Source organism: Streptomyces sp. CB02056 (assembly GCF_001905545.1).
Lineage (GTDB): Bacteria > Actinomycetota > Actinomycetes > Streptomycetales > Streptomycetaceae > Kitasatospora.
Genome location: NZ_LIPD01000002.1, coordinates 331,147 through 356,192 on the forward strand (window position 1 = coordinate 331,147; position 25,046 = coordinate 356,192).

The following is a 25,046-nucleotide window of genomic DNA, read 5'->3' on the forward strand; positions in this document are numbered from 1 at the left end:
CGCACGGATCGGACTGACAGCGCGGGACCGTAGGCTCGATACGGGCGGGCCCGACGCGGGCCTGCCCCGCCATGCCCCTGTTCGACCCCAGGACCCGTTCGTGACCTCCCCGTACCGGCTCGTGCGCAGCCCGCTCGTCCAGCCCGACCCACCCGTGCTGGACGCCTACCAGCGCGCCGTGGTCGAGCACCCCGGCGGGCCGCTGCTGGTGCTGGCCGGGCCGGGCACCGGCAAGACCACCACCCTGGTCGAGGCGGTCGCCCGGCGGATCGAGGACGGCACCGACCCCGAGCGGATCCTCGTCCTCACCTTCAGCCGCAAGGCCGCGACGGAACTGCGCGACCGGATGTCCGGACGGCTCGGCGGCACCGCCGCCCCCCAGGCCACCACCTTCCACTCCTACTGCTACGCCCTGCTGCGCGCCCACCAGGACCCGGAGGACTACGCCGAGCCGCTGCGGCTGCTCTCCGGCCCCGAACAGGACGTCATGGTCCGCGAACTGCTGGCCGGCGGCGCCGAGGACGCCAAGCTCGGCCTCGGCCGGATCGCCTGGCCGCTGGACCTGCGGGCCTGCCTGACCACCCGCGGCTTCGCCGACGAGGTCCGCGCCGTCCTCGCCCGCAGCCGCGAACTCGGCCTCGGCGAGGCCGAACTCGAGCGCTTCGCCCAGGGCGTCCAGCGCCCCGACTGGGCCGCCGCCGCGCACTTCCTCGCCGACTACCTCGACGTGCTCGACCTGCGCGGCGTCCTCGACTACGCCGAACTCGTCCACCGCGCCGTGCTGCTCGCCGAGCGCCCCGACGTCGCCGAGCAGCTGCGGCGGCGCTACGACGTCGTCTTCGTCGACGAGTACCAGGACACCGACCCCTCCCAGGTCCGGCTGCTGCGCCGGCTCGCCGGCGGCGGACGCGACCTCGTCGCGGTCGGCGACCCGGACCAGTCGATCTACGCCTTCCGCGGCGCCGACATCAACGGCATCCTCGACTTCCCGCAGACCTTCCGACAGGCCGACGGCAGCCCCGCCGAGGTCAAGGTGCTGCGGGTCTCCCGCCGCTCCGGCGCCCTGCTGCTCGCCGCCTCCCGGGAGGTCGCCCGCCGGATGCCGATGGGCCGGCTTCCCGCCGACAAGCTCGCCCAGCACCGCGCCCTGCTGCCCTCCCGCGAAGGCGGCAGGGTCGAGGTCTACACCTACCCGACCCCCGGCGCCGAACTCGACTCGATCGCCGACCTGCTGCGCCGCGCCCACCTGGAGGACGGCGTGCCCTGGGGCGAGATGGCCGTGCTCGTCCGGGCCGGCGCCCGCTCCATCCCCGGCGTACGGCGGGCCCTCGGCGCGGCCGGCGTCCCGCTGGAGATCGACGGCGACGACCTGCCGCTGCGCGAGGAGCCGGCCGTCGCCCAGCTGCTGCTCGCCCTGCGGGTCTGCGCCGAACAGGCCGCCCGCGACAAGCAGGGCGACCCGGACGCCCCCGACCCGCTCACCACCGACCTGGCGCACGCCCTGCTCACCGGCCCGCTCGGCGGCCTCGACGGCTCCGACCTGCGCCGCCTCGGCCGCGCCCTGCGCGAGGAGGAACGCGCCGCGCTGCGCGCCGAGGCCAGGGCCCGCCTCCGGACCCCCGAGGGCGGGACGGACGACGGGAGCGCGACGACGGACCCCGGCCCCGGCCCCGGCCCCGCCGCCGCCCCCCGCCCGGCCGGCGAACTGATCCGCGAGGCCCTCGCCGAACCCGAGCGCCTCGTCGCCCTCGACCCCGCGCACGCCCGCCGCGCCCGCGACCTCGGCACCCTGCTGCGCAAGGTCCGCGAACTGCTGGCCGGCGGCTGCACCGCCGAGGAGGCGCTCTGGGAGCTGTGGGACGGCAGCCGCCGCTGGCGCGAGCGACTGGAACGGGCCGCCCTGCGCGGCGGCGCGGCCGGCCGCAACGCCGACCGCGACCTGGACGCGCTCTGCGCCCTGTTCGAGACCGCCGCCCGCGCCGAGGAACAGGTCACCGGCCACCGCAGCGCCCTCGACCTGCTCGCCGAACTCGAAGCCCAGGACATCGCCGCCGACACCCTCACCGTCCGGACCGTGCGCCCCGAGGCGGTGCGGCTGATGACCGCCCACCGCTCCAAGGGCCTGGAGTGGCGCCTGGTCGTGGTGGCCGGCGTCCAGGACGGCCTCTGGCCCGACCTGCGCCGCCGCGGCTCCCTGCTGGAGGCCGACCGGATCGGCCGCGACGGCCTCGCCGAACCGCTCTCCCCGGGCGCGCTGCTCGGCGAGGAGCGCCGGCTCTTCTACGTCGCCGCGACCCGCGCCAAGGAACGGCTGATCGTCACCGCCGTCAAGGCCCCCGCCGACGACGGCGACGAACCGTCCCGCTTCCTGCGCGAGCTCTACCGCGAGGACGTCGACCCCAGGACCGGCAGGGTCGTCCGCCGCACCCCGCCGGTCACCGTCGAGGACGTCACCCACCGGCCGCGCCGCCCGCTGTCCGTCGCCGCGCTGGTCGCCGAACTGCGCGCCGTCACCGTCGACCCCGCCCGCTCGCCCGAACTGCGCCGCGCCGCCGCCGAACGCCTCGCCACCCTCGCCGCCGCCACCGACGAGGAGGGGCAGCCGCTGGTGCCCGCCGCCCGCCCCGAACGCTGGTGGGGCCTGGACGACCCGACCGCCGCCGCCGAGCCGCTGCGCAGCGCCGACGCGCCCGTACGGCTGTCCGGCAGCGGACTGGAACAGCTGGAGAGCTGCTCCCTGCAGTGGTTCCTGGACAAGGAGGTCAAGGCGCGCGGCGCCGGCTCGGCCGCCCAGGGCTTCGGCAACGTGGTGCACGCCCTCGCCGACGAGGTCGGCTCCGGCCGCACCCCCGCCGACCTCGCCGTGCTCATGGAGCGGCTGGACACCGTCTGGGACGCGCTGGCCTTCGACGCGCCCTGGAAGTCCCAGCAGGAGAAGACCGAGGCCCGCGCCGCCCTGGAGCGCTTCCTCAACTGGCACGTCCTGGAGCGCGGCCGGGACCTCGTCGCCACCGAGCACGGCTTCGACGTCACCCTCGACGTCGGCGGCGTCTCGGTGCGCATCCGCGGCTCGATGGACCGGGTGGAGAAGGACTCCGCCGGGCGCGCCTACGTGGTCGACTTCAAGACCGGCAAGCAGATACCCACCGACAGGTCGCTGCCCGAGCACAAGCAGCTCGCCGTCTACCAGCTCGCCGTCCGGGCCGGCGCCCTCAACGAGCTGCCCGGCTTCCCCGGGCACCCGCCGGACACCGGCGGCGCCGAACTCGTCCACCTGCGCGAGCCCGCCGCCAAGGCCGCCCAGGACACCCCCAAGGTGCAGCACCAGGAGCCGCCGCAGGGCGAGCCCTGGATCGAGAACCTGCTCGCCGAGGCGGCCGGGAAGGTCCTCGCCGAGCGCTTCGTCCCGCAGACCGGCGGCGGCTGCGACCGCTGCACCTTCCGCCGCAGCTGCTCCGCCCAGCGCGACGGGGCGCAGCTCGTGGAGTGAATCCTGTCCGACGCTCCGGTTACGGTTGCGGGGTGACCGCCGTGCTCAGCCATCCCGACCAGCTCAAGGAGCTGCTCGGCATCCCGTTCAACCGGGAGCAGATGGCGGCCATCGGAGCCCCCCTGGAGCCGGCCGTGATCGTCGCCGGCGCGGGCTCCGGCAAGACCACGGTGATGGCCGCCCGGGTGGTCTGGCTGGTCGGCTCCGGCGCCGTGCGGCCCGAGGAGGTGCTCGGCCTCACCTTCACCAACAAGGCCGCCGGCGAGCTCTCCGAGCGGGTGCGTGCCTCCCTCCTGCGGGCCGGGGTCGTCGACCGGGACGGCGCCGAGCCGCTCGGAGACCCGGAGATCTCCACCTACCACGCCTTCGCCGGGCGCCTGCTCAAGGAGCACGGCCTGCGGATCGGCATCGAGCCGGACGTCCGGCTGCTCGCCGACGCCACCCGCTTCCAGCTCGCCGCCAAGGTGCTGCGCACCGCCCGTGGCCCGTTCCCCGCCCTCACCGGCACCTTCGCCAACCTGGTCGCCGACCTGACCGCACTGGACGGCGAGCTCGCCGAGCACCTGGTCGAGCCGCAGACCCTGCGCGAGTTCGACGAGCGGCTGCTGGACACCCTCGCCACCGTCAAGCTCACCAACGACGACCTGCGGGCCGTCCCGGCCACCGCCCGGGCCCGGCTGGAGCTGCTGCGCCTCGTCGAGGACTACCGGCGCCGCAAGCGCTCCGCCGGGCTGATGGACTTCGGCGACCAGATCGCCGCCGCCGCCCGCCTCGCCCAGCAGCGCCCGGAGGTCGGCGAGCTGCTGCGCGGCCAGTTCAAGGTGGTGCTGCTGGACGAGTACCAGGACACCTCGGTCGCCCAGCGGCTGATGCTGGCCGGCCTGTTCGGCGCCCCCGGTGACGGAACCGGCACCGGCAGCGGCCACCCGGTGACCGCCGTCGGCGACCCCTGCCAGGCGATCTACGGCTGGCGCGGCGCCTCGGTGGCCAACCTCGACGAGTTCCCCCGGCACTTCCCGAAGGCCGACGGCCGCCCCGCCGACCGCTACGCGCTCAGCGAGAACCGCCGCAGCGGCGGCCGCCTGCTCGCCTTCGCCAACGAACTCGCCGCCCCGCTGCGGGAGATGCACGAGGGCGTGGAGGCGCTGCGCCCGGCCCCCGGCGCCGAGCGGGACGGCTACGTGCGCGCGGCGCTGCTGCCCACCCACGCCGAGGAGGTCGACTGGCTGGCCGACTCGATCGCCCACCTGGTGCGCACCGGCACCGCGCCCGGCCGGATCGCCGTGCTGTGCCGCGGCGGCGCGGCCTTCCCGGACATCCACGCCGCGCTGGTCGCCCGGGAGGTGCCGGTCGAGGTGGTCGGCCTCGGCGGGCTGCTGCAGCTGCCCGAGGTGGCCGACCTGGTGGCGGTCTGCGAGGTGCTGCAGGACCCGACCGCCAACGCCGCGCTGGTGCGCCTGCTGATCGGCCCGCGCTGGCGGATCGGCCCGCGCGACCTCGCCCTGCTCGGCCGCCGGGCCGCCGACCTGGTGCGCACCGACCACCCCGAGGGCGTCGAGGCGCTGGCCGCGGCCGTCGCCGAGGCCGACCCGACCGAGGTGGTCTCGCTGGCCGACGCGGTGGAGACCTTCCTCGACGCCTCGGCCGGCGACGAGGGGAAGCCCGACGACCTGCCGTTCTCCGCCGAGGCGCGGGTGCGCTTCGCCCGGCTCGCCGCCGAGCTGCGCGACCTGCGCCGCTCGCTCGCCGACCCGCTGATGGACGTGCTGCACCGGGTGCTGTCCGTCACCGGCCTGGAGGTCGAACTCGCCGCCTCCCCACAGGCCCTGGCCGCCCGGCGGCGGGAGACCCTGCACGCCTTCCTGGACGTCGCCGCCTCCTTCGCCGACCTCGACGGCGACCCGGGCCTCGCCGCCTTCCTCGGCTTCCTGCGCGCCGCCCAGGAGTACGAGCGCGGCCTGGACAGCAGCCTGCCCGGCGGCGAGGACACCGTGAAGGTGCTCACCGCGCACAAGTCCAAGGGCCTGGAGTGGGACGTGGTCGCCGTCCCCGGCCTGGTACGGGGCGCGTTCCCGTCGTCCAGCCCGCGCGAACGCTGGACGAGCACCAAGCGCGTGCTCCCGCACGCCCTGCGCGGCGACGCCGAAACGCTGCCCGACGTGCGCGGCGGGTGGAACGGGAAGTCGATGACGGCCTTCAAGAAGGAGCTGGCCGAGCACTCCGCCGTCGAGGAACTGCGCCTGGGCTACGTGGCGTTCACCCGCCCCCGGTCGCTGCTGCTGGCCTCCGGGCACTGGTGGGGGCCGAGCCAGAAGACCGTCCGCGGCCCGTCCGACTTCCTGGAGCGGCTGCGCGAGCACTGCGAGCGGCCCGGCGCCGGCGAGGTCGAGCACTGGGCCGAGCAGCCGGAGAAGGGCGCCGAGAACCCGGCGCTGGCCTCCCCGGTCGAGCGCCCCTGGCCGCTGCCGCTGGACCCGGCCGCCCAGCACGCCCGCCGCCGGGTCGCCGAGGTGGTGCGCGCGCGGGTGGCGGGCGCGGCGGCCCCCGAGGCCGAGGAGCTGACCTCCGAGGACCAGCGCCAGGTCGCCTCCTGGGACCGCGATCTGACCGCGCTGCTGGGCGAGTTGGAACGCTCCCGGCGCACCGCGCGGGACGTTCCGCTGCCCGCCTCGCTGTCCGCCACCCAGCTGCTGCGCCTCGCCGCCGACCCGGACGGCTTCGCGCACGAGCTGGCCCGCCCGATGCCGCGCCCCCCGCAGCCGGCGGCCCGGCGCGGCACCCGCTTCCACGCCTGGGTGCAGTCCCGGATCGAGCCGCTGCTGCTGGTCGAGCCCGGCGCGCTGCCCGGCGCCGACGACGACGGCATCGAGGACGAGCAGGACCTGGAGCGGCTCAAGGAGGCGTTCCTGCGCACCCCGTACGCGCAGCGCAAGCCCCACCGGGTGGAGGCGCCGTTCCAGCTGGTGCTGGCGGGACGGGTGGTGCGGGGACGGATCGACGCGGTCTACCGGGAAGATGACGCGTTGTCGGAATCCGGTGGTGCGTCACGCTACGAAGTGGTGGACTGGAAGACCCACCGGGAGGAGACCGCCGACCCGTTGCAGCTCGCGGTCTACCGGCTGGCCTGGGCCGAGCACGCGGGCGTCGATCCCGAGCAGGTCACGGCTTCCTTCCTGTACGTCCGCAGCGGACGGATCGTCCGTCCCGCAGGACTTCCCGACCGAAAAGAGTTGGAACGGCTCCTGATCGGGAACAGTGACTATTGAGTCACACAGAGCATCCAAGTCATCACGCCAGTGCCCGAAACCTGTGCGTCATGCACGTTTCGCGCCTATTGTGGGGTCGGTAACCGGTCAACCCCCGTGCTCCGGCCGCCAGCGAGGCCCGTATTCCCTGACCCTCAGTCATCACCGCAGGTGCCCTCGGGCATCGGCGTCTTCTGCTGGAGAGACCGAAGTTGAGCGCGACCGGATGGATCAGAGAGCGGTTCACCGGGCCGACACCGGGGCCCGCTCCGCGCGCGACCGGCACCTGGCCGAGGACGGCGCTGGCGCTGCCGTTCATCGGCATGGTGCTGATCGTCGCCCTCGACTACCTCAGCGGCACCGAGGTGACGGTCGAACCGGCCCTCACCGCCGTACCCGCGCTGGCCGCCGTGGTCAGCCGCCGAACCTGGTACCCGCTCGCCATCGGTCTGGGCACCGAGGCGGCGGCCTTCCTGATGGCCTTCCGCAGCGACACGCTCGGCGAATCCGTGCACGCCGCCAGCGTCTTCGCGATCCTGCTCGTCGCCGCGATCGGCTGGGTCAGCGCCACCCTGAGACTGCGCCAGGAACAGGCGTTGGCCGACGCCCAGCTGGTCGCCTCGATCGCCCGCCGGGTGCTGCTGCGGCCCGTCCCCGAACGGGTCGGCACCGTCCGGGCGGCCGTCCACTACGAGGCCGCCGCCGCGCACGCCCGGATCGGCGGCGACCTCTACGAGGTGGTCAACACCCGGCACGGGGTGCGGGCCGTGGTCGGGGACGTCCGCGGCAAGGGCCTCGGCGCGGTGGAGACGGCCGCCGCCGTGCTCGGCGCCTTCCGCGAGGCCGCCCACCAGGAGGCCGCCCTGGACCGGGTGGCCGGCTGGCTGGCCGTCAGCCTCGACCGCGCCCTGCACGAGAACGACCACCCGGGTGTGGAGGAGGAGTTCGTCACCCTGGTGCTGATCGGCGTCCGCCCCGACGGCGCCGCGGAGATCGTCAACTGCGGCCACCCGGCCCCGCTGCTGCTGCGCGGCGGCGAGGTCAGCCCGCTCGAACTCGCCGAGACCGTACCGCCGCTGGGCGTCCTCGACCCGGCCGACGTCCGCCCGCCGGTGCACCGGCTGCTGCTCCAGGGCGAGGACCGGGTCCTGCTGTTCACCGACGGGGTGATCGAGGCCCGCGACCGCGCCGGCGTCTTCTACCCGCTCGCCGAACGCCTCCCGCGCTGCGCCGCCGGCCGCCCGGCCGACGTCCTGCAGCGCCTGCACGAGGACGTGGTGCGCCACGTCGGGCGCCAGCTCGGCGACGACGCGGCCATGCTGCTGCTCCAGTTCGACCCGCCGCCCGCGCTCGGGCCCGGAGCACCCCGGGGCGCGGCCACCGTCCACCTCCCGCAGCAGGCCGGGGTCCTGGCGCGCCACTGAGGACCCAGAGGCCCTACAGGGACACCTCGACCAGCAGCGGGCGGTGGTCCGACACCACCGCGCGCGGCGCCGCCGCCGGGCCGACCGCCGTCCGCGGCACACCGATCGCCAGCACGTGGTCGAACTGCACCGCGGGCCGGTGCGAGGGGTAGGTCGGCGTGCGCGCCAGGTCGTACCAGCCCTGCAGGCGCGGCCGCGGCTCGCGCACCCGGCGCCGGCGCGGCTCGGTCAGCGCGGGCCGGGCCCGCCGGGCCGCCCGCAGCTCGCGCACCCGCGCCCGCGGCGCGGTGCGCTCCAGCGCCGTCGCCCCACCGAGCACCGTCCGCGGCACGGCGCCGACCAGGTTGAAGTCGCCCAGCACCAGGTACGGCCGGGGCAGGTCGGCGATCCAGCGCCGGATGCCGGCCAGCTGCGCCATGTTCCAGCCGGGGACGAAGGACAGGTGCGCCGCCACCACGGTGAACGGCCCGTGCTCGCCCTCCAGGACGGCCGCCAGCGCCGCCCGCGGCTCGTCCGGCACCGGGGTCAGCCCGCGCCGCCCGGCCACCCGCAGCGGCAGCCCGAACGGGGCCGGGGCGAACCGGCGGGCCCGCCAGTGCCGCACCGGAAGCCTCGTCAGCAGCGCCGTCCCGTACGAGGGCGCGGCGCCGTCGCCGACCTCGTCCGGCCCGTACACCCGCAGGCCGACCGGACCGGACGGCTCCGGCACCCAGCCCGCGACCGGCGCCGGGCGGCCGTGCAGCGCGGCGGCGAAGCGCCAGTCCTTGGCGCCCATCGCCGCGGCGGCCAACGCCGCCTGGTCGGTGAGGCCGGAGCGCGCCTGGTGGCGGTCCACCTCCTGGAGCGCCAGCACGTCGGCGTCCAGCGCGGCCACCGCCTCGGCCAACGGCCCGCCGGGGTCGGACGGGTAGGGCCGCGGCGCGCCGTCCGGGGCGAGGGGCTGTCCGTGCAACAGGTTGAAGGTGGCGATGCGCAACTGGCTCACACCGCACGACGGTACCCGGTCCCCGGCGGAGGGGGGCCCGGCTTGAGGCGGTAGGGCATACCGGGTATACATACTCGGTATGTCCATCCGTCACGGTCTGCTCGCCCTGCTCGACCAGGGCCCGCGCTACGGCTACCAGCTGCGCACCGAGTTCGAGGCGCGCACCGGCGCCACCTGGCCGCTCAACGTCGGGCAGGTCTACACCACGCTGTCGCGACTGGAGCGCGACGGGCTGGTCGAGCCGGCGGGGGAGGACGGCGAGGGCCACCAGTTCTACGCCGCCACCGACGCCGGCCGGGAGGAGCTGCGGTCCTGGTTCGACACCCCGGTGCCCCGGACCAACCCCCCGCGCGACGAACTGGCGATCAAGCTCGCCATGGCGGTCACCGTCCCCGGAGTGGACGTCTCCGCCGTCGTCCAGGGCCAGCGCCGGCACAGCATCAAGGCGCTCCAGGACTACACCCGGCTCAAGGGCCGCGCCCTCGCCGGCGAGAAGCGCTCCGGCGTGGTGCCCTCCGCCAGCAACGACCTCGCCTGGCTGCTCGTCCTCGACCAGCTGATCTTCCAGACCGAAGCGGAGATCCGCTGGCTCGACCACTGCGAGACCCGGCTCGCCCAGCAGGCCGAGCTCCTGCAGGCCCGCACCGCCGAGGCTGCCCGCGACGACGGTGCGCCCGCGAAACGCGGCCGCCGCCTGCGGGCCTGAGCCACCGCCCGAGCCCACCGCCCGAGCCCACCGCCCGAGCCCACCGCTCGAGCGCATCGCTTGAGCCCACCGCCCGAGCCCACCGCCTGAGTCCGCGCGCGTGAGTCCGCGCGCCACCCGAACCACCAGGCTCGGCCCGACTCCGAGCCCACACCCAGCACAAGGGGGGAATTCGTGTCCCACACCCAAGAGGCCCGGCAGATGCCGGTGCTCCACCTGGAGAACGTCACCCGGGTCCACGGCCACGGCGCCGCCGAGGTCCAGGCCCTGCGCGGCGTCGACCTCAAGGTCCACCCCGGCGAGTTCGTCGCCGTCATGGGCCCCTCCGGGTCCGGCAAGTCGACCCTGCTCACCCTGGCCGGCGGCCTGGACACCCCGAGCAGCGGCCAGGTCCTGGTCGAGGGCGTCGCCCTCGGCGGCCTCAACCGCAAGAAGCTCGCCCAGGTCCGCCGCCGCTCCGTCGGCTACGTCTTCCAGGACTACAACCTGATCCCGGCGCTCACCGCCGCCGAGAACATCTCGCTGCCGCGCGAACTCGACGGGCTGTCCACCCGCGCCGCCCGCCGCGAGGCCCTCGTCGCCCTGGAGGAGCTCGGCATCCCCGAGCTCGCCGACCGGTTCCCCGACGACATGTCCGGCGGCCAGCAGCAGCGCGTCGCCATCGCCCGCGCCCTGATCGGCGACCGCCGCCTCGTCCTCGCCGACGAGCCCACCGGCGCCCTCGACTCCACCACCGGCGAAGCCGTGCTCGCCGTCCTGCGCGCCCGCTGCGACGCCGGCGCCGCCGCCATGATGGTCACCCACGAGGCCCGGCACGCCGCCTGGGCGGACCGGGTCGTCTTCCTGCGCGACGGCCGGATGGTCGACGAGTCCGTCAGCCAGGACGCCGCCAGCCTGCTCGTCACCGCCGCCGGCAACGCCCTGAAGGTGGACGAGTGAAGCTCAGCGCCTGGCGGGTCGCCCTGCGCATAGCCCGCCGCGACGCCCTGCGCGCCAAGGGCCGCAGCGCCCTCGTCATCGCCATGGTCGCCCTGCCCGTCCTGGGCGTCACCGGCGCCGACGTCGTCTTCCGCAGCGCCGAGCTCACGCCCACCGAACACGTGGCGAGGCTCGTCGGCCAGTCCGCCGGCGAGCTGAGCCTGGTCCAAGCCGGCTCCACCGTCAAGCAGGCGCCGGACCCCGACAAGGGCTTCACCGTCAAGGACCCCAAGGACGACGCCAAGGAGGGCGAAGCCCCCGCGTACACCCCCGTCCAGCGGCGCTCCCTGGACACCGCCCCGGCCGAGCTGGCCCGCCAGCTGCTCCCGGCCGGCGCCGTCCTGGTGCCGGAGCTCTCGGGCCCGTACACCGCCGCGAGCAGCGCCCAGGGCCTGCTCAGCACCCGGGTCGGCGAGGCCGACCTGACCGACCCGGTCTGGCAGGGCCGGGTGAACCTGGTCCAGGGCCGCGCCCCGGCCGCCGACACCGAGGCCGCCGTCACCACGGACTTCCTCAAGCGCTCCGGCCTCAAGGTCGGCGACAAGACCGCCGTCCGCGGCCTGGAGTCCGCCCCCTTCACCATCACCGGCGCCTACGAGTACCCCGGTGAGCTGCGGGCCACCGAACTGACCGCCCGCCCCGGCACCCTGCTGGAGCGGCTCGCCAAGGCCACCAAGGCGGACAACCCCCGCGAGGCCGGCACCGAGACCTCCCGCTGGCTGGTCAAGCTCCCGGCCGGTGCCGCGCTCGACTGGAACAAGGTCAAGGAGGTCAACGAGTACGGCTTCATCCTGGCCTCCCGCGCCGTCCTGCTCGACCCGCCGGCCCGCGCCGAGGTCCCCTACTACGTCGAGCAGAAGTCGAGCGGCGGCGAGGAGACCTCCTACCTCAACCGGACCGACGTCGTCATCCTCGCCACCGTCGTCGGCATGGCCCTGCTGGAGATCGTCCTCCTCGCGGGCCCCGCCTTCGCCGTCGGCGCACGGCGCTCGCGGCGGCAGCTCGGGCTGCTGGCCGCGGCCGGCGGTGAACGCGCCAACGTCCGCTCGGTCGTGCTCGGCGGCGGCATCGTCCTCGGCGTCACCGGCGCCCTGGTCGGCCTCGGCCTGGGCGTCGGCCTGGTCGCCCTGCTGCGCACCAGCGCCGAGGACTACTCCGGCAAGCGCTTCGGCCACTTCAACCTGCAGCCGCTCGACCTGCTCGGCATCCTCCTGGTCGGCCTCGTCACCGGTCTGCTGGCCGCCGTCGTGCCCGCCGTCCAGGCCTCCCGCCAGGACGTCGTCGCCGCGCTGACCGGCCGCGACACGCTCAAGCCGCCGAGCCGCAAGCTCGCCGTCCTCGGCCTGCTGATGCTCGGCGGCGGCGCCGCCCTCGCCCTGTTCGGCGCGACCAGCGGCATCGGCAACCGCAGCCTCGCCGTCCTCGGCGGCTCGGTCGTCGCGGAGCTCGGCATGGTCGTCCTGACGCCCTACCTGGTCGGGCTCTTCGGCCGGCTCGGCCGCTGGCTCTCGCTCGGCCCCCGGCTCGCCCTGCGCGACTCGGTGCGCCACCGCGGCCGCACCGCGCCCGCCGTGGCCGCCGTGATGGCCGCCGTCGCCGGCTCCGTCGCGGTCAGCGTCTACATGGCCAGCTACGAGGAGCAGAACCGGCGCGACTACGTCGCCTCCGGGCCCTCCAAGGCCGTCATGCTCGGCAGCGGCTGGATGACCGACGCCGACAGCAAGCTGCTGCCGCAGGCGCGCGAGGCCGTCGAACGCAGCATCCCCGACCTCGGCCAGCGCGCCGACGTCCAGCGCGTCGAGCCCAAGGGCAACTGCCCCGACGGCAGCTTCTGCGGCTACATCAGGGTCGAGGTGCCCAAGGCGGACCGATGCCCCGCCCTCGACCCGACCAGCGAGCTCGACCCCGCGGAGCACTACCGGATCATGGGGACGGACCCGCGCTGCAAGTCGGACAACCGCCGCAGCACCCCGTACACCGCGCTGGTCGCCGGCGACGCCACCCTGCTGCGCAACCTCTACGGCGTCACCGACCAGGGGGCCGGCCAGGCCCTCGCGGCCGGCAAGGCCGTGGTGTTCGACCCCCGGTACCTCAAGGACGGCAAGCTCGCCCTCCAGTACACCCTGCCGGTCCACCCCGATTCGAGCGGCAACTCCCGGGAGAAGCCGGTCACCACCGAGATCGCCGTGGACGCCGTCCTCGTCGACTCCTCGGAGCCCGCCCCGGGCCAGGCCGTGGTCAGCCCGGCCACCGCGGCCCGGCTCGGCTTCGCCACCGCTCCGGCCGGCTCGGTCTGGCTGCCCGCCGCGATGCCCTCCGACGGCGCCCAGCAGAAGGCCGACGGCGCGATCGCCAAGCTCACCGACCACACCATGCTCAAGATCGAACGCGGCTACGAGTCCCGGGCCGGACTGATCCAGCTCGGCCTGAACGTCTTCGCCGCGATCGTCGCCCTCGGCGCGGCCGGCATCGCCACCGGACTGGCCGCCGCCGACTCCCAGCGCGACCTGACCACCCTCGCGGCGGTCGGCGCCGAACCCCGCATCCGGCGCTCGCTGTCCGGCTTCCAGTGCGGGGTGATCGCCGCCATGGGCGCCCTGCTCGGCGCGGTCTGCGGCGTGGTGCCGGGGGTGGCGCTGCGCAAGGTCGAGGCCGCGACGGGCGGCTACCCCGGGATGAGCGCCGCCGAGCTGGCCAACAAGGCGATCGTGGTCTTCCCGTGGCCCACCATCGCCGCCACCGTGGTGCTGCTGCCGCTGCTCGCGGCCGGCCTGGCGGCGGTGATGACCCGGTCGCGGATCACCCTGCTGCGCCGTTCGGGCTGAGCCCGGCGCACCCGTCCGTCACCCCCGTCGCGCACCCCTGTCGCGGCGGGGGTGACGCATGTTACAGAGCCGGGAGCGCCCGGCAGCCGGACGGCCGGGGCGGGCACCCGCACGGGCGAACTACAGTCGTCGGTATGACGAGAACCCCGGACAGCGTCGTCCGCTCCTACATCGACCAGCACCAGGCCGCGTTCCTCGCCGACCTCTCCGAGTGGCTGGCCATCCCCTCCGTCTCCGCCGACCCGGCCCGGGCCGGCGAGGTGCGGCGCTCGGCCGAGTGGCTGGCCGCCAAGCTGGGGGAGACCGGCTTCCCGGTCGCCGAGGTGTGGGAGACCGACGGACTGCCGGCGGTGTTCGCCGAGTGGCCCTCCGGGGACCCGTCCGCGCCGACCGTCCTGGTCTACGGGCACCACGACGTGCAGCCCGCGGCCCGGGAGGACGGCTGGGACACCGAGCCGTTCACCCCGACCGTGGTCGACGGCCGGCTGTACGCGCGCGGCGCCGCCGACGACAAGGGCCAGGTGTTCTTCCACACCCTGGGGGTGCGCGCCCACCTGGCCGCCACCGGCCGCACCGCGCCGGCCGTCAACCTCAAGCTGCTGATCGAGGGCGAGGAGGAGTCCGGCTCGCCGAACTTCGCCGACCTGGTCCGGCGCGAGGCCGGGCGGCTGGCCGCCGACGTGGTCGTCATCTCGGACACCGGCATGTGGTCCGCGACCACGCCGACCGTCTGCACCGGCATGCGCGGCCTGGCCGACGCCCAGATCGACCTGTACGGGCCGGACACCGACATCCACTCCGGCTCCTTCGGCGGGGCCGTCCCCAACCCGGCCCAGGTCGCGGCCGAGCTGGCCGCCGCCCTGCACGACGCCGACCGCAGGGTCGCGATCCCGGGCTTCTACGACGGCGTCGTCGAGCTGACCGGGACCGAGCGCGAGCTGTTCGCCGAGCTGCCCTTCGACGAGGAGCAGTGGCTGCGGGTCGCCAAGTCGTACGGCACCCGCGGCGAGGCCGGCTACTCCACCCTGGAGCGGATCTGGGCCCGCCCGACCGCCGAGGTCAACGGCATCTGGGGCGGCTACACCGGCCCCGGCGGCAAGACCATCGTCCCCGCCTCGGCGCACCTCAAGCTGTCGTTCCGGCTGGTCGCCGGGCAGGAGGTGGAGAAGGTCCGCGAGGCGGTGCGGGACTGGGTGGCCGGGCGGGTGCCCGAGGGCGTCCGGTACGAGCTGGTCTTCCCGGGCGCGACCCGGCCCTGCCTGACCCCGCTGGACCACCCGGCGCTCCAGTCCACCGTCCGGGCGATGGGGCGGGCCTTCGAGCAGAAGATCCTCTTCACCCGCGAGGGCGGCTCCGGCCCGGCCGCCGACCTCCAGGACGCGCTGGGCGCGCCGGTGCTGTTCCTCGGCATCTCGGTGCCCTCGGACGGCTGGCACTCGGTCAACGAGAAGGTCGAGCTGGACCTGCTGGCCAAGGGCGTGGAGACGGCCGCGTACCTCTGGGGCGACCTGGCCGAGAACTTCCGGCCGGGGGCATGACGCCCACCGCACGCACCATGGCAGCCAGATCACTCATCCGGATGATTCACCACGTGGGGATGGAACAGACGTGAGCACCGTGCCTGAGACCGAGCGCCCGCTGCCCCTGGCCCTGGCCCGGTCCGGGGTGGACCGGGCGGCCGAGCACCGCCTCGACGAGCCCTGGCTGGCGGCCGCCTGGAGCCACCCGAACACCCGGGTCCTGCCGATCGCCGGCGGCGAGGCGTTCGTGGTCGACACCGCGCAGGGCACCGAACTCGTGCTGATGCCCTCCTTCGAGGCCCCGCAGACCGGCGACCGGTACTTCCTCGGCACCGACCAGGACGGCGTCTCGTACTTCGCGCTGGCCGGCGAGAGCCTGCCCGGGCGGCTGGACGGCGACGCCCGGCCGGCCGGGCTGCGCGAGGTCGGCGGGCTGCTGTCCGACCGGGACGCCGGGCTGCTGGTGCACGCCGTGGCGCTGGAGCACTGGCACCGGCTGCACAGCTTCTGCTCGCGCTGCGGGCACCCGACCGAGAAGGCCGGCGCCGGGCACGTGCGGCGCTGCACCTCCTGCGCGGCCGAGCACTACCCGCGCACCGACCCGGCGGTGATCATGGTGATCACCGACGAGCAGGACCGCTGCCTGCTCGGCCGCCAGGCGCTGTGGCCGGAGGGCCGCTGGTCGACGCTGGCCGGCTTCGTCGAGCCGGGGGAGTCGATCGAGCAGGCGGTGGCCCGCGAGGTGCACGAGGAGGCGGGCGTCAAGGTCGGCGAGGTGCGCTACGTGGCCAGCCAGCCCTGGCCGTTCCCGTCCAGCCTGATGCTCGGCTTCCTGGGCCGGGCGCTGCCCGGCGGCACCGAGATCACCGTGGACGGCGAGGAGCTGGCCGAGGCGCGCTGGTTCTCCCGCGAGGAGCTGCGCGCCGGGATGGAGGCGGGCGAGATCCTGCCGCCGTCCGGCATCTCGATCGCCCGGCACCTGGTCGAGCTCTGGTACGGGGAGCCGCTGCCCTCGGCGGCGCGCTGGTAATCCAGGACGAAAGGGGGGCGCGTGGTCAATTCCATGCGCCCCCCTTTTTCTCTCCAACCCCTTCCCGAATTCACCACGACCAGCTGTTCGTATCCGGACGGGCCAGTTCTGCTACCGGGAGGGGTCGGCGCGGGGGCGCATTCAACCCGCTCGGACGATATTGCCGGAAACGGCTGATACCGGCTCACCGCGCTCGCTACATTCACGAGGGTGACAATCCCCCGGGGCACCGCCCAATCCCCCAAATACCAGCGCCTCGCCGCCGACCTGCGCCGCCGGATCGCCGAGGGCGAGTTCACCGCCGACGCCGCCCTGCCGGTCGAGAGCGAACTGGAGCGCCAGTACGGCGTCGCCCGCAACACCGTCCGGCTCGCCGTCGACGTCCTGGTCAACGAGGGCCGCCTGGTCCGCCTCCAGGGCAAGGGCACGTACCTGCGCGAACACCCCGTCCTGGACCACCGCGCCTACGGCCCCGGCCTGACCCCCGCGCCGCGCGACTGCCTCGCCGCGCCCTCCGACGTCTACCTCGGCGAGGCCGCCGAAGCCGGGCGGGAACTCGGCACCGACTTCGAGATGATGATCGTCCGGGCCCGGGTGGACATCGCCGAACGGCTCGGGCTGCGCCCCGGCGAGGCCATCGTGGTCCGCCGCCAGCTGCGGCTGCTCGACCGCGAGCCGTACTCCATCGAGGAGAGCCACTACCGGGCCGGCCTCGCCGCCGGCACCCCGCTGATGGAGCCCGACCCCGTCGAGGGCGGCGACGAGGCGGTGCTCGCCACCCTCGGACGCACCGAGATCGGCGCGGTGGACCACCTGGTCGCGCGGATGCCGGGCCCCGAGGAGGCCCAGTGGTTCCAGGGCGGCCCCGGCGTGCCGCTCATGGTGCAGACCCGCGTCACCTACGACCGGCGCGGGCCGGTGCGGGTCATCGAGACCCGCTACTCGGCCGACCGCAGCCGGCTCGTCTACGGCGTCGGCGACCTCGGCGCCCGCACCACCCTGCCCGCGCCCGCCGCGCCCGTCGACCCGGCCCGGGCCGACGCGCCGTGACGCGCGCCGGCCCCGGCGGCCCGGGCCCGCGGGGCCCGGGTCGGGGCCGGTCGGGCCCGGGCCCGGCGGGTTCGCGCCCGGCGGGTGTGGACCCGGTGGGGTCAGGACGCCAGGGCCTTCTTGACCTGCAGCAGGCTCGGGTTGGTCATCACGACCCGCTCGCCGCCGCCCACCGGCGTCACCAGCACCGTCGGGACGGTCTGGTTCCCGTTGTTCACCGACTCGACGAAGGACGCCGACGCCGGGTCCTCCTCGATGTTGATCTCGGTGTAGCCGATGCCTTCACGGTCCAGCTGGCTCTTGAGTCGGTTGCAGTACCCACACCAGGTCGTGCTGTACATCGTCACGGTGCCGGACATCGAGGGGGCTCCTTCGAAAGAGGGGGGCGTACGGTCACCGGCAGGAACGTCCACCGGGCGGCGGACATTCCGGAGCGCCGTCGACCGTCGCGCGGAGTGATCATCCTGCGATCGCACCGGGCCTGTGGACAACCCCGTCCGCGATGTCCCCCCGGGCTGAGAGGATGGAACGCATGCAGGAAGACCTCTTGAGCGGCAGCCCCTACGACGGCCCCCACGGCTCCCCCTGGGCCGACCCCGGTGCCGACACGGGCCCGGACGCGGTGCTCGCCGGGCTCGACCCCGAGCAGCGCGCCGTCGCCACCGCCCTGCACGGTCCCGTCTGCGTCCTGGCCGGCGCCGGCACCGGCAAGACCCGCGCCATCACCCACCGGATCGCCTACGGCGTGCGCAGCGGCGTCTACCACCCCCAGCAGGTCCTCGCCGTCACCTTCACCGCCCGCGCCGCCGGCGAGATGCGCGGCCGGCTGCGCCAGCTCGGCGCCGACGGCGTCCAGGCCCGCACCTTCCACGCCGCCGCGCTGCGCCAGCTCCAGTACTTCTGGCCGCGCGCCGTCGGCGGCCCCGTCCCCCAGCTCCTGGAACGCAAGGTCCAGCTCGTCGCCGAGGCCGCCGGCCGCTGCGGCCTGCGCGTCCAGCGCACCGAACTGCGCGACCTCACCGCCGAGATCGAATGGGCCAAGGTCACCCAGATCGCCCCCGAGGACTACCCCGCGGCCGTCGCCAAGTCCGGCCGCGAGGCCCCCCGCGACCCGGCCGAGACCGCCCAGGTCTACCGCGTCTACGAGGAGGCCAAGAGCCGCCGCGGCAGCATGGACTTCGAGGACGTCCTGCTGCTCACCGCCGCCATCCTGGAGGACCGCCCGGACATCGCCGACCAGGTCCGCTCCCAGTACCGGCACTTCACCGTCGACGAGTACCAGGACGTCTCCCCGCTCCAGCAGCGCCTGCTCGACCGGTGGACCGGCCCCGACGGCGGCGCCAGCCTCTGCGTCGTCGGCGACGCCAGCCAGACCATCTACTCCTTCACCGGCGCCACCCCCGACTACCTGCTCAACTTCCGCACCCGGCACCCCGAGGCGACGGTGGTCAAGCTGGTCCGCGACTACCGCTCCACCCCCCAGGTCGTCCACCTCGCCAACGGACTGCTCGCCCAGGCGCGCGGCGAGGCCGCCCGGCACCGCCTGGAGCTCGTCTCCCAGCGCGAGGCCGGCCCCGAGCCGGTCTACACCGAGTACGAGGACGAGCCCACCGAGGCCGAGACCACCGGCCGCCGGATCAAGGACCTGCTCGCCGCCGGGGTGCGCGCCAGCGAGATCGCCGTGCTGTTCCGCACCAACGGCCAGTCCGAGGTCTACGAGCAGGCCCTCGCCGACCTCGGCGTGCCCTACCAGCTCAAGGGCGCGGAACGGTTCTTCGAGCGCCCCGAGGTCCGGGACGCCGGCGTGCTGCTGCGCGGCGCCGCCCGGGCCGCCTCCGACCCGCTCACCGACGACGCCCCCGACCTGGCCGGCCAGGTCCGCGCGGTCCTGGCCACCCGCGGCTTCACCGCCGACCCCCCGGCCGGCTCCGGCGCCGTCCGGGACCGCTGGGAGTCGCTGGCCGCCCTGGTCCGGCTGGCCGAGGAGTTCGAGCGCACCCGCACCGCGGCCGGCCAGACCACCGACCTCGCCGCCTACGTCGCCGAGCTGGACGCCCGGGCCGCGGCCCAGCACGCCCCGGCCGTCGAGGGCGTCACGCTCGCCTCGCTGCACGCCGCCAAGGGCCTCGAATGGGACGCCGTCTTCCTGGTCGGCCTCACCGAGGGCACCCTGCCGATCATCTACGCCAAGACCGACGAGCAGGTCGAGGAGGAACGCCGCCTCCTCTACGTCGGCGTCACCCGGGCCCGCAAGCACCTCAGCCTCTCCTGGGCGCTCTCCCGCTCCCCGGGCGGCCGGGCCAGCCGCAAGCCGACCCGCTTCCTGGACGGGCTGCGCCCCGGCTCCGCCGCCCCGGGCGCGCGCACCGGCGCGCGCGGCGGGCGGGGGGGCGTCGAGCCCGGCGAGCGCTCCGCCGGGCGGCGGGCCCGCGGACCGGTCAAGTGCCGGGTCTGCGACAAGGTGCTCACCGAGGCCGTCGAGCGCAAGCTGCGCCGCTGCGAGAGCTGCCCGTCCACGATGGACGAGGGGCTGTACGAGCGGCTGCGCGAGTGGCGGGCCCGGCAGGCGAAGAAGCAGGGCGCGCCGGCCTACGTGGTGTTCACCGACGCCACGCTGATGGCGATCGCCGAGGACGTGCCCGCCGGCCGCGGTGAGCTGGCGGCCATCTCCGGGGTCGGCGCGATGAAGCTGGACAAGTACGGGGCCGCCGTGCTCTCGTTGTGTGCGGGGGAGGAGCCCGAGGAGGATCCGGACGACGTCGAGGACGGCGGTCCGGCCGATCAGGCCTGAGCAGGTCCGAGCGCGGTCCCAGGGGCCGCTCCGAGGGTTTCGGAACCCGTCGTGTGACGTGCCGAAGAACTCGCGTGAAAAATAGTTTGCGCCGCGTACCGGGAGCGCAATAGCCTGCCGGAGCGGTCAAGGGGACGCGGTCGCACGGGGTGAAACCTGTGCCGATGCCCCTCGCCCGAGAGCTTTACCGAGACAGACATCCGAACATTCGGAGCCAGGGAGACCAGGCTCCGCGAGACGCCGAGAGGAGGCGAAGACAGTGGGAAACATCATGATCACCAAAATGACTGGCCAGACCGTTGTCGCTGCCTCCCTGCGTGCCGCCCGTCTGCGGGCGCTCGCCGAGCTCGGTGGAACCGGTCTGGGTCTCGACACCACCGGTGTCTCCGCTCCCGTTGTCAGTGGTCTTGGACACACTGATCTGTGCCTCACGGGCGGCAGGAGCTTCGAAGGCACCTTTGTCGAGACCGGTCTGTCCCGTGACTGGGCGTCGTTCGGTACGTCGTGCTCCCTGCGCGACGAGCGACCGACCCAGGCACCGAAGGCAGCAGTAGCCGCCGCCATGCATGGCGGCTATGCGCAGGTCGTCGGTGCCGGAAACGCCCAGAAGCAGAACGAGCAGCAGATTAACCAGGCCATGGCCGCCTTCACGGGCGCCGAGGCCATCCGGATGCAGGCCTTCCGCGGCCCTGAACCCTGGAGAGAACGAACCTGAGCCAGCCTCAGGTCGGCACCTCCAGGGCCGCGGAACCCGTCACACCGGGATCCGCGGCCCTTCTGTTTTGTCCGGTACGCAAGACCACCCAGGCCCTCTGGGGCCTCCGGCCCAGCACCACCAGTCACCTGGGCCGGAACCACTGAGAAAAGACGAGGAAGACGCCCACAGTGTCCACGGTCATCACACCGCCCACCCCGTCCGTACCGCCGACAAGCCAGATCACCAAGGCCGACCAGGCCGACCCCCCGGAGGTTCCTTCCATGCAGCTCAGCTCGATCGAGCAGGCCGAGTCCCTCGGTCTCCCCATCCCCTGCCGCGCCTTCGACCCCGAGGTCTTCTTCGCGGAGACGCCGGCCGACGTCGAGTACGCGAAGTCGCTCTGCGGCACCTGCCCGGTGAAGGAGGCCTGCCTGGCCGGCGCCCTGGAGCGGCGCGAGCCGTGGGGCGTCTGGGGTGGCGAGCTGTTCGTCCAGGGCGTCGTGGTGGCGCGCAAGCGTCCCCGTGGCCGTCCGCGCAAGACCGAGGTCATGGCATGAACCCCGCCCACGAGGCCAGGGTCGTCCGCCGGGGAGAGCAGCCCCCGCTGGACAGCGCCCTCCGCCGATCCGTGCGGATCGCCGCCGCCAAGGCCGACGCCGCAGCCCGCATCACGTCCCCGAGCAAGCACCACGAGCAGGACCACGACATGAACCCCGCCGCCGTCGATCCCACCGCCCGCGCCGAGCAGGCCACCGAACGTCAGACCCAGAACAGGATCCTCGAGATGCAACTCCTCCACGAATCCCTGGCCCGTGCCCATATGCAAGACAGGCTGCACGAGGCCGAGAACCAACGGCTCGTCAGCCGGGTCGCCCGGGCCCGCAAGCTCAGGCAGCGGGCCGAGCGGGCCTCGATGCGCGCCCGCAAGGCGCTCGCCGTCGCGCTGATGTAGCGCTGATACAGCGCTGAAGCAGGGCCCCGTCGGTCCGGAGGGCCCGTCCTCGACAGGCCCCCGCCGGCTCCGGTCCACGGCCGGACACCGGTTCGCCGTCGGACCTTGAACCACCCCCGTCGTGCCGCAGGCCGCTCCCCGTCGTCGGGGGAGCGGCCTGCGGCCGTTGTCGCGGTGTGGGGGTCAGTCCTTGCGGACCCGGGCGGGTTCGGCGGTCCTGGCGGGCTTCACGGGCTTCACGGGCTTCGTGGGGTTGGCGGGTTCCGCGCGCTCTGCCGACGGCCGCCCGGCGAACTCGGGCAGCCACTCCAGCATCTCCGCGCGGAACGGCGCCTTGGCGCCCAGCTGGCAGAGCACCCCGATGGTGCTCAGCGTCACCCGGTGGATCAGCAGGTACGCGGGCGGCAGGTTCAGCTGCTTGCCCAGGTTGTAGGCGGGCGAGCGCGGGTCGGCGATCCGGGCCGCCTGGGCCCGCATCCAGGTCCGGGTGAAGTGGAAGTTCTCCACCGCGGCCGGCTCGATGATCGGCAGCAGGTAGTCCAGCACCGCGTCCGGGTCCAGCCGGACCGAGGGCTTCACGAAGCCCTCCTCGCGCAGCATCCGGAGCACGCCCGCCGCGTCCCCGGCCAGCGCCATCCGCAGCGAGGCCCCGATCGGGGCCGGCAGCCCGCCGGGCAGCCGGTCCACCGTGCCGAAGTCCAGCACGCCCAGCCGCCAGCCCGACACCGGGCCGTCGTCCTTCAGCAGCCGGAAGTTGCCCGGGTGCGGGTCCGCGTGCAGCAGGCCGGTCCGGGACGGGCCGGCGAACAGGAACCGGGCCAGCAGCTGCCCGGCGCGGTCGCGCTCCTCCTGGGTGCCGCCCGCGATCACCTCGGCCAGCGGGGTGCCGCCCATCCACTCGGTGACCAGCACCTGGTCGGCCTGGGCCACCACGCCCGGCACCACGATGTCCGGGTCGTCCGTGAACTCCTCGGCGTGGCGGCGCTGGGCCTGCGCCTCCAGCTCGTAGTCCAGCTCCTCCGAGACGCGCTCGCGCAGCTCGGTGATCAGCGGCTTGATGTCCAGCCCGGGGATCAGCGGGCCCAGCAGCCAGGCCACCCGGCTCAGCTGCGAGAGGTCCGCGAGCAGCGCGTCCCCCGCCCCCGGGTACTGCACCTTGACGGCGACCGTGCGGCCGTCGTGCCAGACCGCCTTGTGCACCTGGCCGATCGAGGCGGCGGCCGCGGGCCGGTCGTCGAACTCCCGGAACAGCCCGCGCCAGTCGTCACCGAGCCGCTGGGCGAGCGCGGTGTGCACCTTGGCGGCGGGCATCGGGGGAGCGGCGTCCTGGAGCTTGGTGAGCGCCGCCCGGTACGGCCCGGCGACCTCCTCGGGCAGCGCGGCCTCGAAGACGGACAGCACCTGCCCGAACTTCATCGCCCCGCCCTTGAGTTCGCCGAGGACCTTGAACAGCTGGTCCGCGGTGGCCTGTTGGAGCTCGGCGGTGACCACCTCGGCGGAGCGGCCGCCGATCCGCTTGCCCAGGCCGAGCGTGGCGCGACCGGCTATCCCCAGCGGCAGGGCGGCGAGCCGTGCCGTGCGGGTCACTGCCTTGCGCGGAAGATCGCTCACCCCGGGCCTCCATTCCCTGGCCCCCCGGTTCCGGACGGCCGACCATCTCTACGCCATTGTGCCCGCTCCCTGCTGCGTGCCCCTCGGAATTCCGTGGGGCGGGGCGGAGAGTGGCCTCCCTTTGCGGGGAGTTGGGCGGCTTGGTCCGGGGAGGGCGGGGGTGGGGGCAGGTGGTTGCTGCGCAGGAAGTCGGCTCGGCCGACTTCCTGCGCAGTGTTGTGATGCTGCTCGCTTCCCTCTTCCCCGGGGCCCCTCCCCCTCCCCCCTCCCCACCCACCGCCCACCGCCCACCACCCACCGCACCCACAACCCACCCACCCACCTCGTACCCCGAGCGGTGGCGCCCCGTCCTCTCTGCCGGTCCGTGCCCGGTCTGTGCCCGTGCCGGTGCCGGTGCCGTGCCATGGCCTGTGCCTTGCCCGGGGCAGGGCACAGGCCATGGGAGGCCTCGCACCCGCCCGTGGGGCTTGTCGGCCCCGGCCGGGGGTTCGTCGGGACGGCGGGCCCACCCCGGCCATCGGCTCGTACGGCCGGGTGGGTGCCCGTGGTCCCGTGGGGAGGCCGGAGGCTGCCGAGCCGTGCAGCCGCCGGGCCTGCTCCCGTCAGACTCGTTCTTCTCCTCCTCCTCCGTTCCTCACCCCGGGGGCAGCGGCTGCCAGAGGCAGCCGCAGTCCGGGTGCCCGCGCAGCCGCAGGCGCCGTGGCATGCCGTCCCCGGCCGAGACCTCGCACCAGCCGTCCACGCTCGGTGGGCGCCCGCCGTCCAGGAACACCTGGATGTGCAGGGCCGCCAGGCCGGCGACCGCCGTCGCGAGCGCCGTGTCGCAGGCCGGGGTACGGGCCCGGCCGGGCCCTCCGTCGGCCAGCTGGGCCAGGACTCTCGGCCAGGCGGCGTCCTCGTCCTCCCGCCGCAGCACCAGGCAGTGCCCGCAGGCCGACATCCCGGGGATCACCAGTGGCCCGATGACGCCGAACTCCTCGACCACGCCCACGTAGAGGTGCGGCACCCCGGCCCGCAGCAGCAGCCGGGCCTCGTACGTCCCGCCCGCGAAGGCGGCACTGCCGTCCCGGGGCGCGAGGACCACGAAGTCCGGTGGCGGGTCCCCGGGCCGGCGGCGGGGCACGGGCGCCGGTGGCCGCCCCGCCGCGCGCTGCACGGCCTCCCGGGCCGCCGTCGAGCGCAGCCGGCCGACGTCCCCGGGCGGCAGCCCGGCGGGGGAGCAGTCGCCGGGTTTCACCCGGCCGGTGTCCGCGACCGTGACCGTGCCGGTGCCGCCCGCCGCGAGCACCGCCGCCACGGCGGCGCCGACCCGGCCCGCGCCGCGCACCTCGATCCGCGCGTCGGCCCGGCGGCCCAGGACCGCCGGTGCGGCGCCCGGCCCGGAGTGGACCAGGGAGAGCGAGGCGAGGTCCGGTTCGAGCAGGTCCCGCTGCTGCGCGGGGAAGCGGGCCAGCGCGCGGCGGCCGGCCTCCGCGTCGTCCAGCAGGCCGGTCTCCTCCAGGCCGGTGAGCAGGGTGTCGGCCGGTTCGCGGCCGAGCCCGATGCGTTCTCCCTCGTTCAGGAGCTCCGGTCGGTCGCGCGTCCCGTCGAGCAGCGCGAGGAAGTCGCAGAGGGTCTTGTCGGCGTTGCCGAGCACCCCGGCGAACCGGGTGACGGTGCCGAACTGCAGGGTCTCCGAGTCCCGCCAGCTGCGGGACAGCGCGGGCTTGAGGGCGAGGCGCACGACGATCTTCCTTCCGATC

Annotated in this window: 17 protein-coding genes; 13 read left to right on the plus strand and 4 right to left on the minus strand. The window is 74.8% G+C overall.

Annotated elements, in window-relative coordinates; all coding sequences use genetic code 11:
• Window positions 1-100: 100 nt before the first annotated feature.
• From AMK13_RS05555 to AMK13_RS05565, 3 genes are all read left to right on the plus strand, one after another.
• Window positions 101-3,490, plus strand: coding sequence for an ATP-dependent helicase (locus tag AMK13_RS05555; protein ID WP_198959319.1), 3,390 nt, complete (start codon window positions 101-103; stop codon window positions 3,488-3,490).
• Between the two features lie 32 nt (window positions 3,491-3,522).
• A complete protein-coding gene (locus AMK13_RS05560) occupies window positions 3,523-6,756 on the plus strand; it encodes an ATP-dependent DNA helicase (RefSeq protein WP_074001388.1) in 3,234 nt (1,077 codons plus the stop codon).
• 191 nt (window positions 6,757-6,947) lie between these two features.
• A complete protein-coding gene (locus AMK13_RS05565) occupies window positions 6,948-8,159 on the plus strand; it encodes a PP2C family protein-serine/threonine phosphatase (RefSeq protein WP_143204490.1) in 1,212 nt (403 codons plus the stop codon).
• Between the two features lie 13 nt (window positions 8,160-8,172).
• Here the strand turns inward: AMK13_RS05565 and AMK13_RS05570 are convergent, their stop codons facing one another.
• Window positions 8,173-9,144 carry an endonuclease/exonuclease/phosphatase family protein gene (locus tag AMK13_RS05570; RefSeq protein ID WP_074001389.1) on the minus strand — a complete coding sequence of 324 codons (972 nt, stop codon included), beginning with the start codon at window positions 9,142-9,144 and terminating at the stop codon, window positions 8,173-8,175.
• Between the two features lie 79 nt (window positions 9,145-9,223).
• On the opposite strand from AMK13_RS05570, the gene AMK13_RS05575 reads away from it, so the two are divergent.
• The 6 genes from AMK13_RS05575 to AMK13_RS05600 all read left to right on the plus strand — a co-directional run bounded on the left by AMK13_RS05575 (window position 9,224) and on the right by AMK13_RS05600 (window position 17,253).
• A complete protein-coding gene (locus AMK13_RS05575; RefSeq protein WP_074001390.1) occupies window positions 9,224-9,850 on the plus strand; it encodes a PadR family transcriptional regulator in 627 nt (208 codons plus the stop codon).
• A 201-nt stretch (window positions 9,851-10,051) separates the two neighbouring features.
• Window positions 10,052-10,789 carry an ABC transporter ATP-binding protein gene (locus AMK13_RS05580; protein WP_074001391.1) on the plus strand — a complete coding sequence of 246 codons (738 nt, stop codon included), beginning with the start codon at window positions 10,052-10,054 and terminating at the stop codon, window positions 10,787-10,789.
• Window positions 10,786-13,653, plus strand: a complete 2,868-nt coding sequence (locus AMK13_RS05585) for an FtsX-like permease family protein (RefSeq protein ID WP_074001392.1) — start codon at window positions 10,786-10,788, stop codon at window positions 13,651-13,653. The genes AMK13_RS05580 and AMK13_RS05585 overlap by 4 nt, the downstream gene beginning before the upstream one ends.
• A gap of 134 nt (window positions 13,654-13,787) precedes the next feature.
• A complete protein-coding gene (locus tag AMK13_RS05590; RefSeq protein WP_074001393.1) occupies window positions 13,788-15,191 on the plus strand; it encodes a dipeptidase in 1,404 nt (467 codons plus the stop codon).
• A gap of 70 nt (window positions 15,192-15,261) precedes the next feature.
• On the plus strand, window positions 15,262-16,203 hold the full coding sequence (nudC, locus tag AMK13_RS05595) for an NAD(+) diphosphatase (protein ID WP_049656848.1): 942 nt from the start codon (window positions 15,262-15,264) through the stop codon (window positions 16,201-16,203).
• A gap of 210 nt (window positions 16,204-16,413) precedes the next feature.
• A complete protein-coding gene (locus AMK13_RS05600; protein WP_074001394.1) occupies window positions 16,414-17,253 on the plus strand; it encodes a GntR family transcriptional regulator in 840 nt (279 codons plus the stop codon).
• A 101-nt stretch (window positions 17,254-17,354) separates the two neighbouring features.
• Here AMK13_RS05600 and AMK13_RS05605 read toward each other — a convergent pair whose 3' ends face one another.
• Complete coding sequence (locus AMK13_RS05605) at window positions 17,355-17,612, minus strand: mycoredoxin (RefSeq protein WP_049660517.1); 258 nt, start codon at window positions 17,610-17,612, stop codon at window positions 17,355-17,357.
• A gap of 263 nt (window positions 17,613-17,875) precedes the next feature.
• Between AMK13_RS05605 and AMK13_RS05610 the strand changes: the two genes are divergently transcribed.
• The 4 genes from AMK13_RS05610 to AMK13_RS46275 all read left to right on the plus strand — a co-directional run bounded on the left by AMK13_RS05610 (window position 17,876) and on the right by AMK13_RS46275 (window position 21,693).
• Complete coding sequence (locus AMK13_RS05610; protein ID WP_074001561.1) at window positions 17,876-20,044, plus strand: ATP-dependent DNA helicase UvrD2; 2,169 nt, start codon at window positions 17,876-17,878, stop codon at window positions 20,042-20,044.
• Between the two features lie 259 nt (window positions 20,045-20,303).
• The gene (locus AMK13_RS05615) at window positions 20,304-20,759 is read left to right on the plus strand and encodes a hypothetical protein (protein ID WP_049659087.1); all 456 of its coding nucleotides are present in this window, start codon (window positions 20,304-20,306) and stop codon (window positions 20,757-20,759) included.
• 170 nt (window positions 20,760-20,929) lie between these two features.
• Window positions 20,930-21,298 carry a WhiB family transcriptional regulator gene (locus AMK13_RS05620; RefSeq protein WP_369808359.1) on the plus strand — a complete coding sequence of 123 codons (369 nt, stop codon included), beginning with the start codon at window positions 20,930-20,932 and terminating at the stop codon, window positions 21,296-21,298.
• Window positions 21,295-21,693, plus strand: coding sequence for a hypothetical protein (locus tag AMK13_RS46275; protein ID WP_063780373.1), 399 nt, complete (start codon window positions 21,295-21,297; stop codon window positions 21,691-21,693). The genes AMK13_RS05620 and AMK13_RS46275 overlap by 4 nt, the downstream gene beginning before the upstream one ends.
• Before the next feature lie 183 nt (window positions 21,694-21,876).
• Here AMK13_RS46275 and AMK13_RS05630 read toward each other — a convergent pair whose 3' ends face one another.
• Both AMK13_RS05630 and AMK13_RS05635 read right to left on the minus strand, forming a co-directional pair.
• The gene (locus AMK13_RS05630) at window positions 21,877-23,304 is read right to left on the minus strand and encodes an ABC1 kinase family protein (RefSeq protein ID WP_079271876.1); all 1,428 of its coding nucleotides are present in this window, start codon (window positions 23,302-23,304) and stop codon (window positions 21,877-21,879) included.
• A 634-nt stretch (window positions 23,305-23,938) separates the two neighbouring features.
• Window positions 23,939-25,027, minus strand: a complete 1,089-nt coding sequence (locus AMK13_RS05635) for a ThiF family adenylyltransferase (protein WP_158077674.1) — start codon at window positions 25,025-25,027, stop codon at window positions 23,939-23,941.
• Window positions 25,028-25,046: the final 19 nt, after the last annotated feature.

Coding starts and splice junctions, on each gene's coding strand:
- AMK13_RS05605 (WP_049660517.1), bottom strand. CDS start 17,612: ATGTCCGGCACCGTGACGATGTACAGCACGACCTGGTGTGGGTACTGC.
- AMK13_RS46275 (WP_063780373.1), top strand. CDS start 21,295: ATGAACCCCGCCCACGAGGCCAGGGTCGTCCGCCGGGGAGAGCAGCCC.
- AMK13_RS05590 (WP_074001393.1), top strand. CDS start 13,788: ATGACGAGAACCCCGGACAGCGTCGTCCGCTCCTACATCGACCAGCAC.
- AMK13_RS05580 (WP_074001391.1), top strand. CDS start 10,052: ATGCCGGTGCTCCACCTGGAGAACGTCACCCGGGTCCACGGCCACGGC.
- AMK13_RS05575 (WP_074001390.1), top strand. CDS start 9,224: ATGTCCATCCGTCACGGTCTGCTCGCCCTGCTCGACCAGGGCCCGCGC.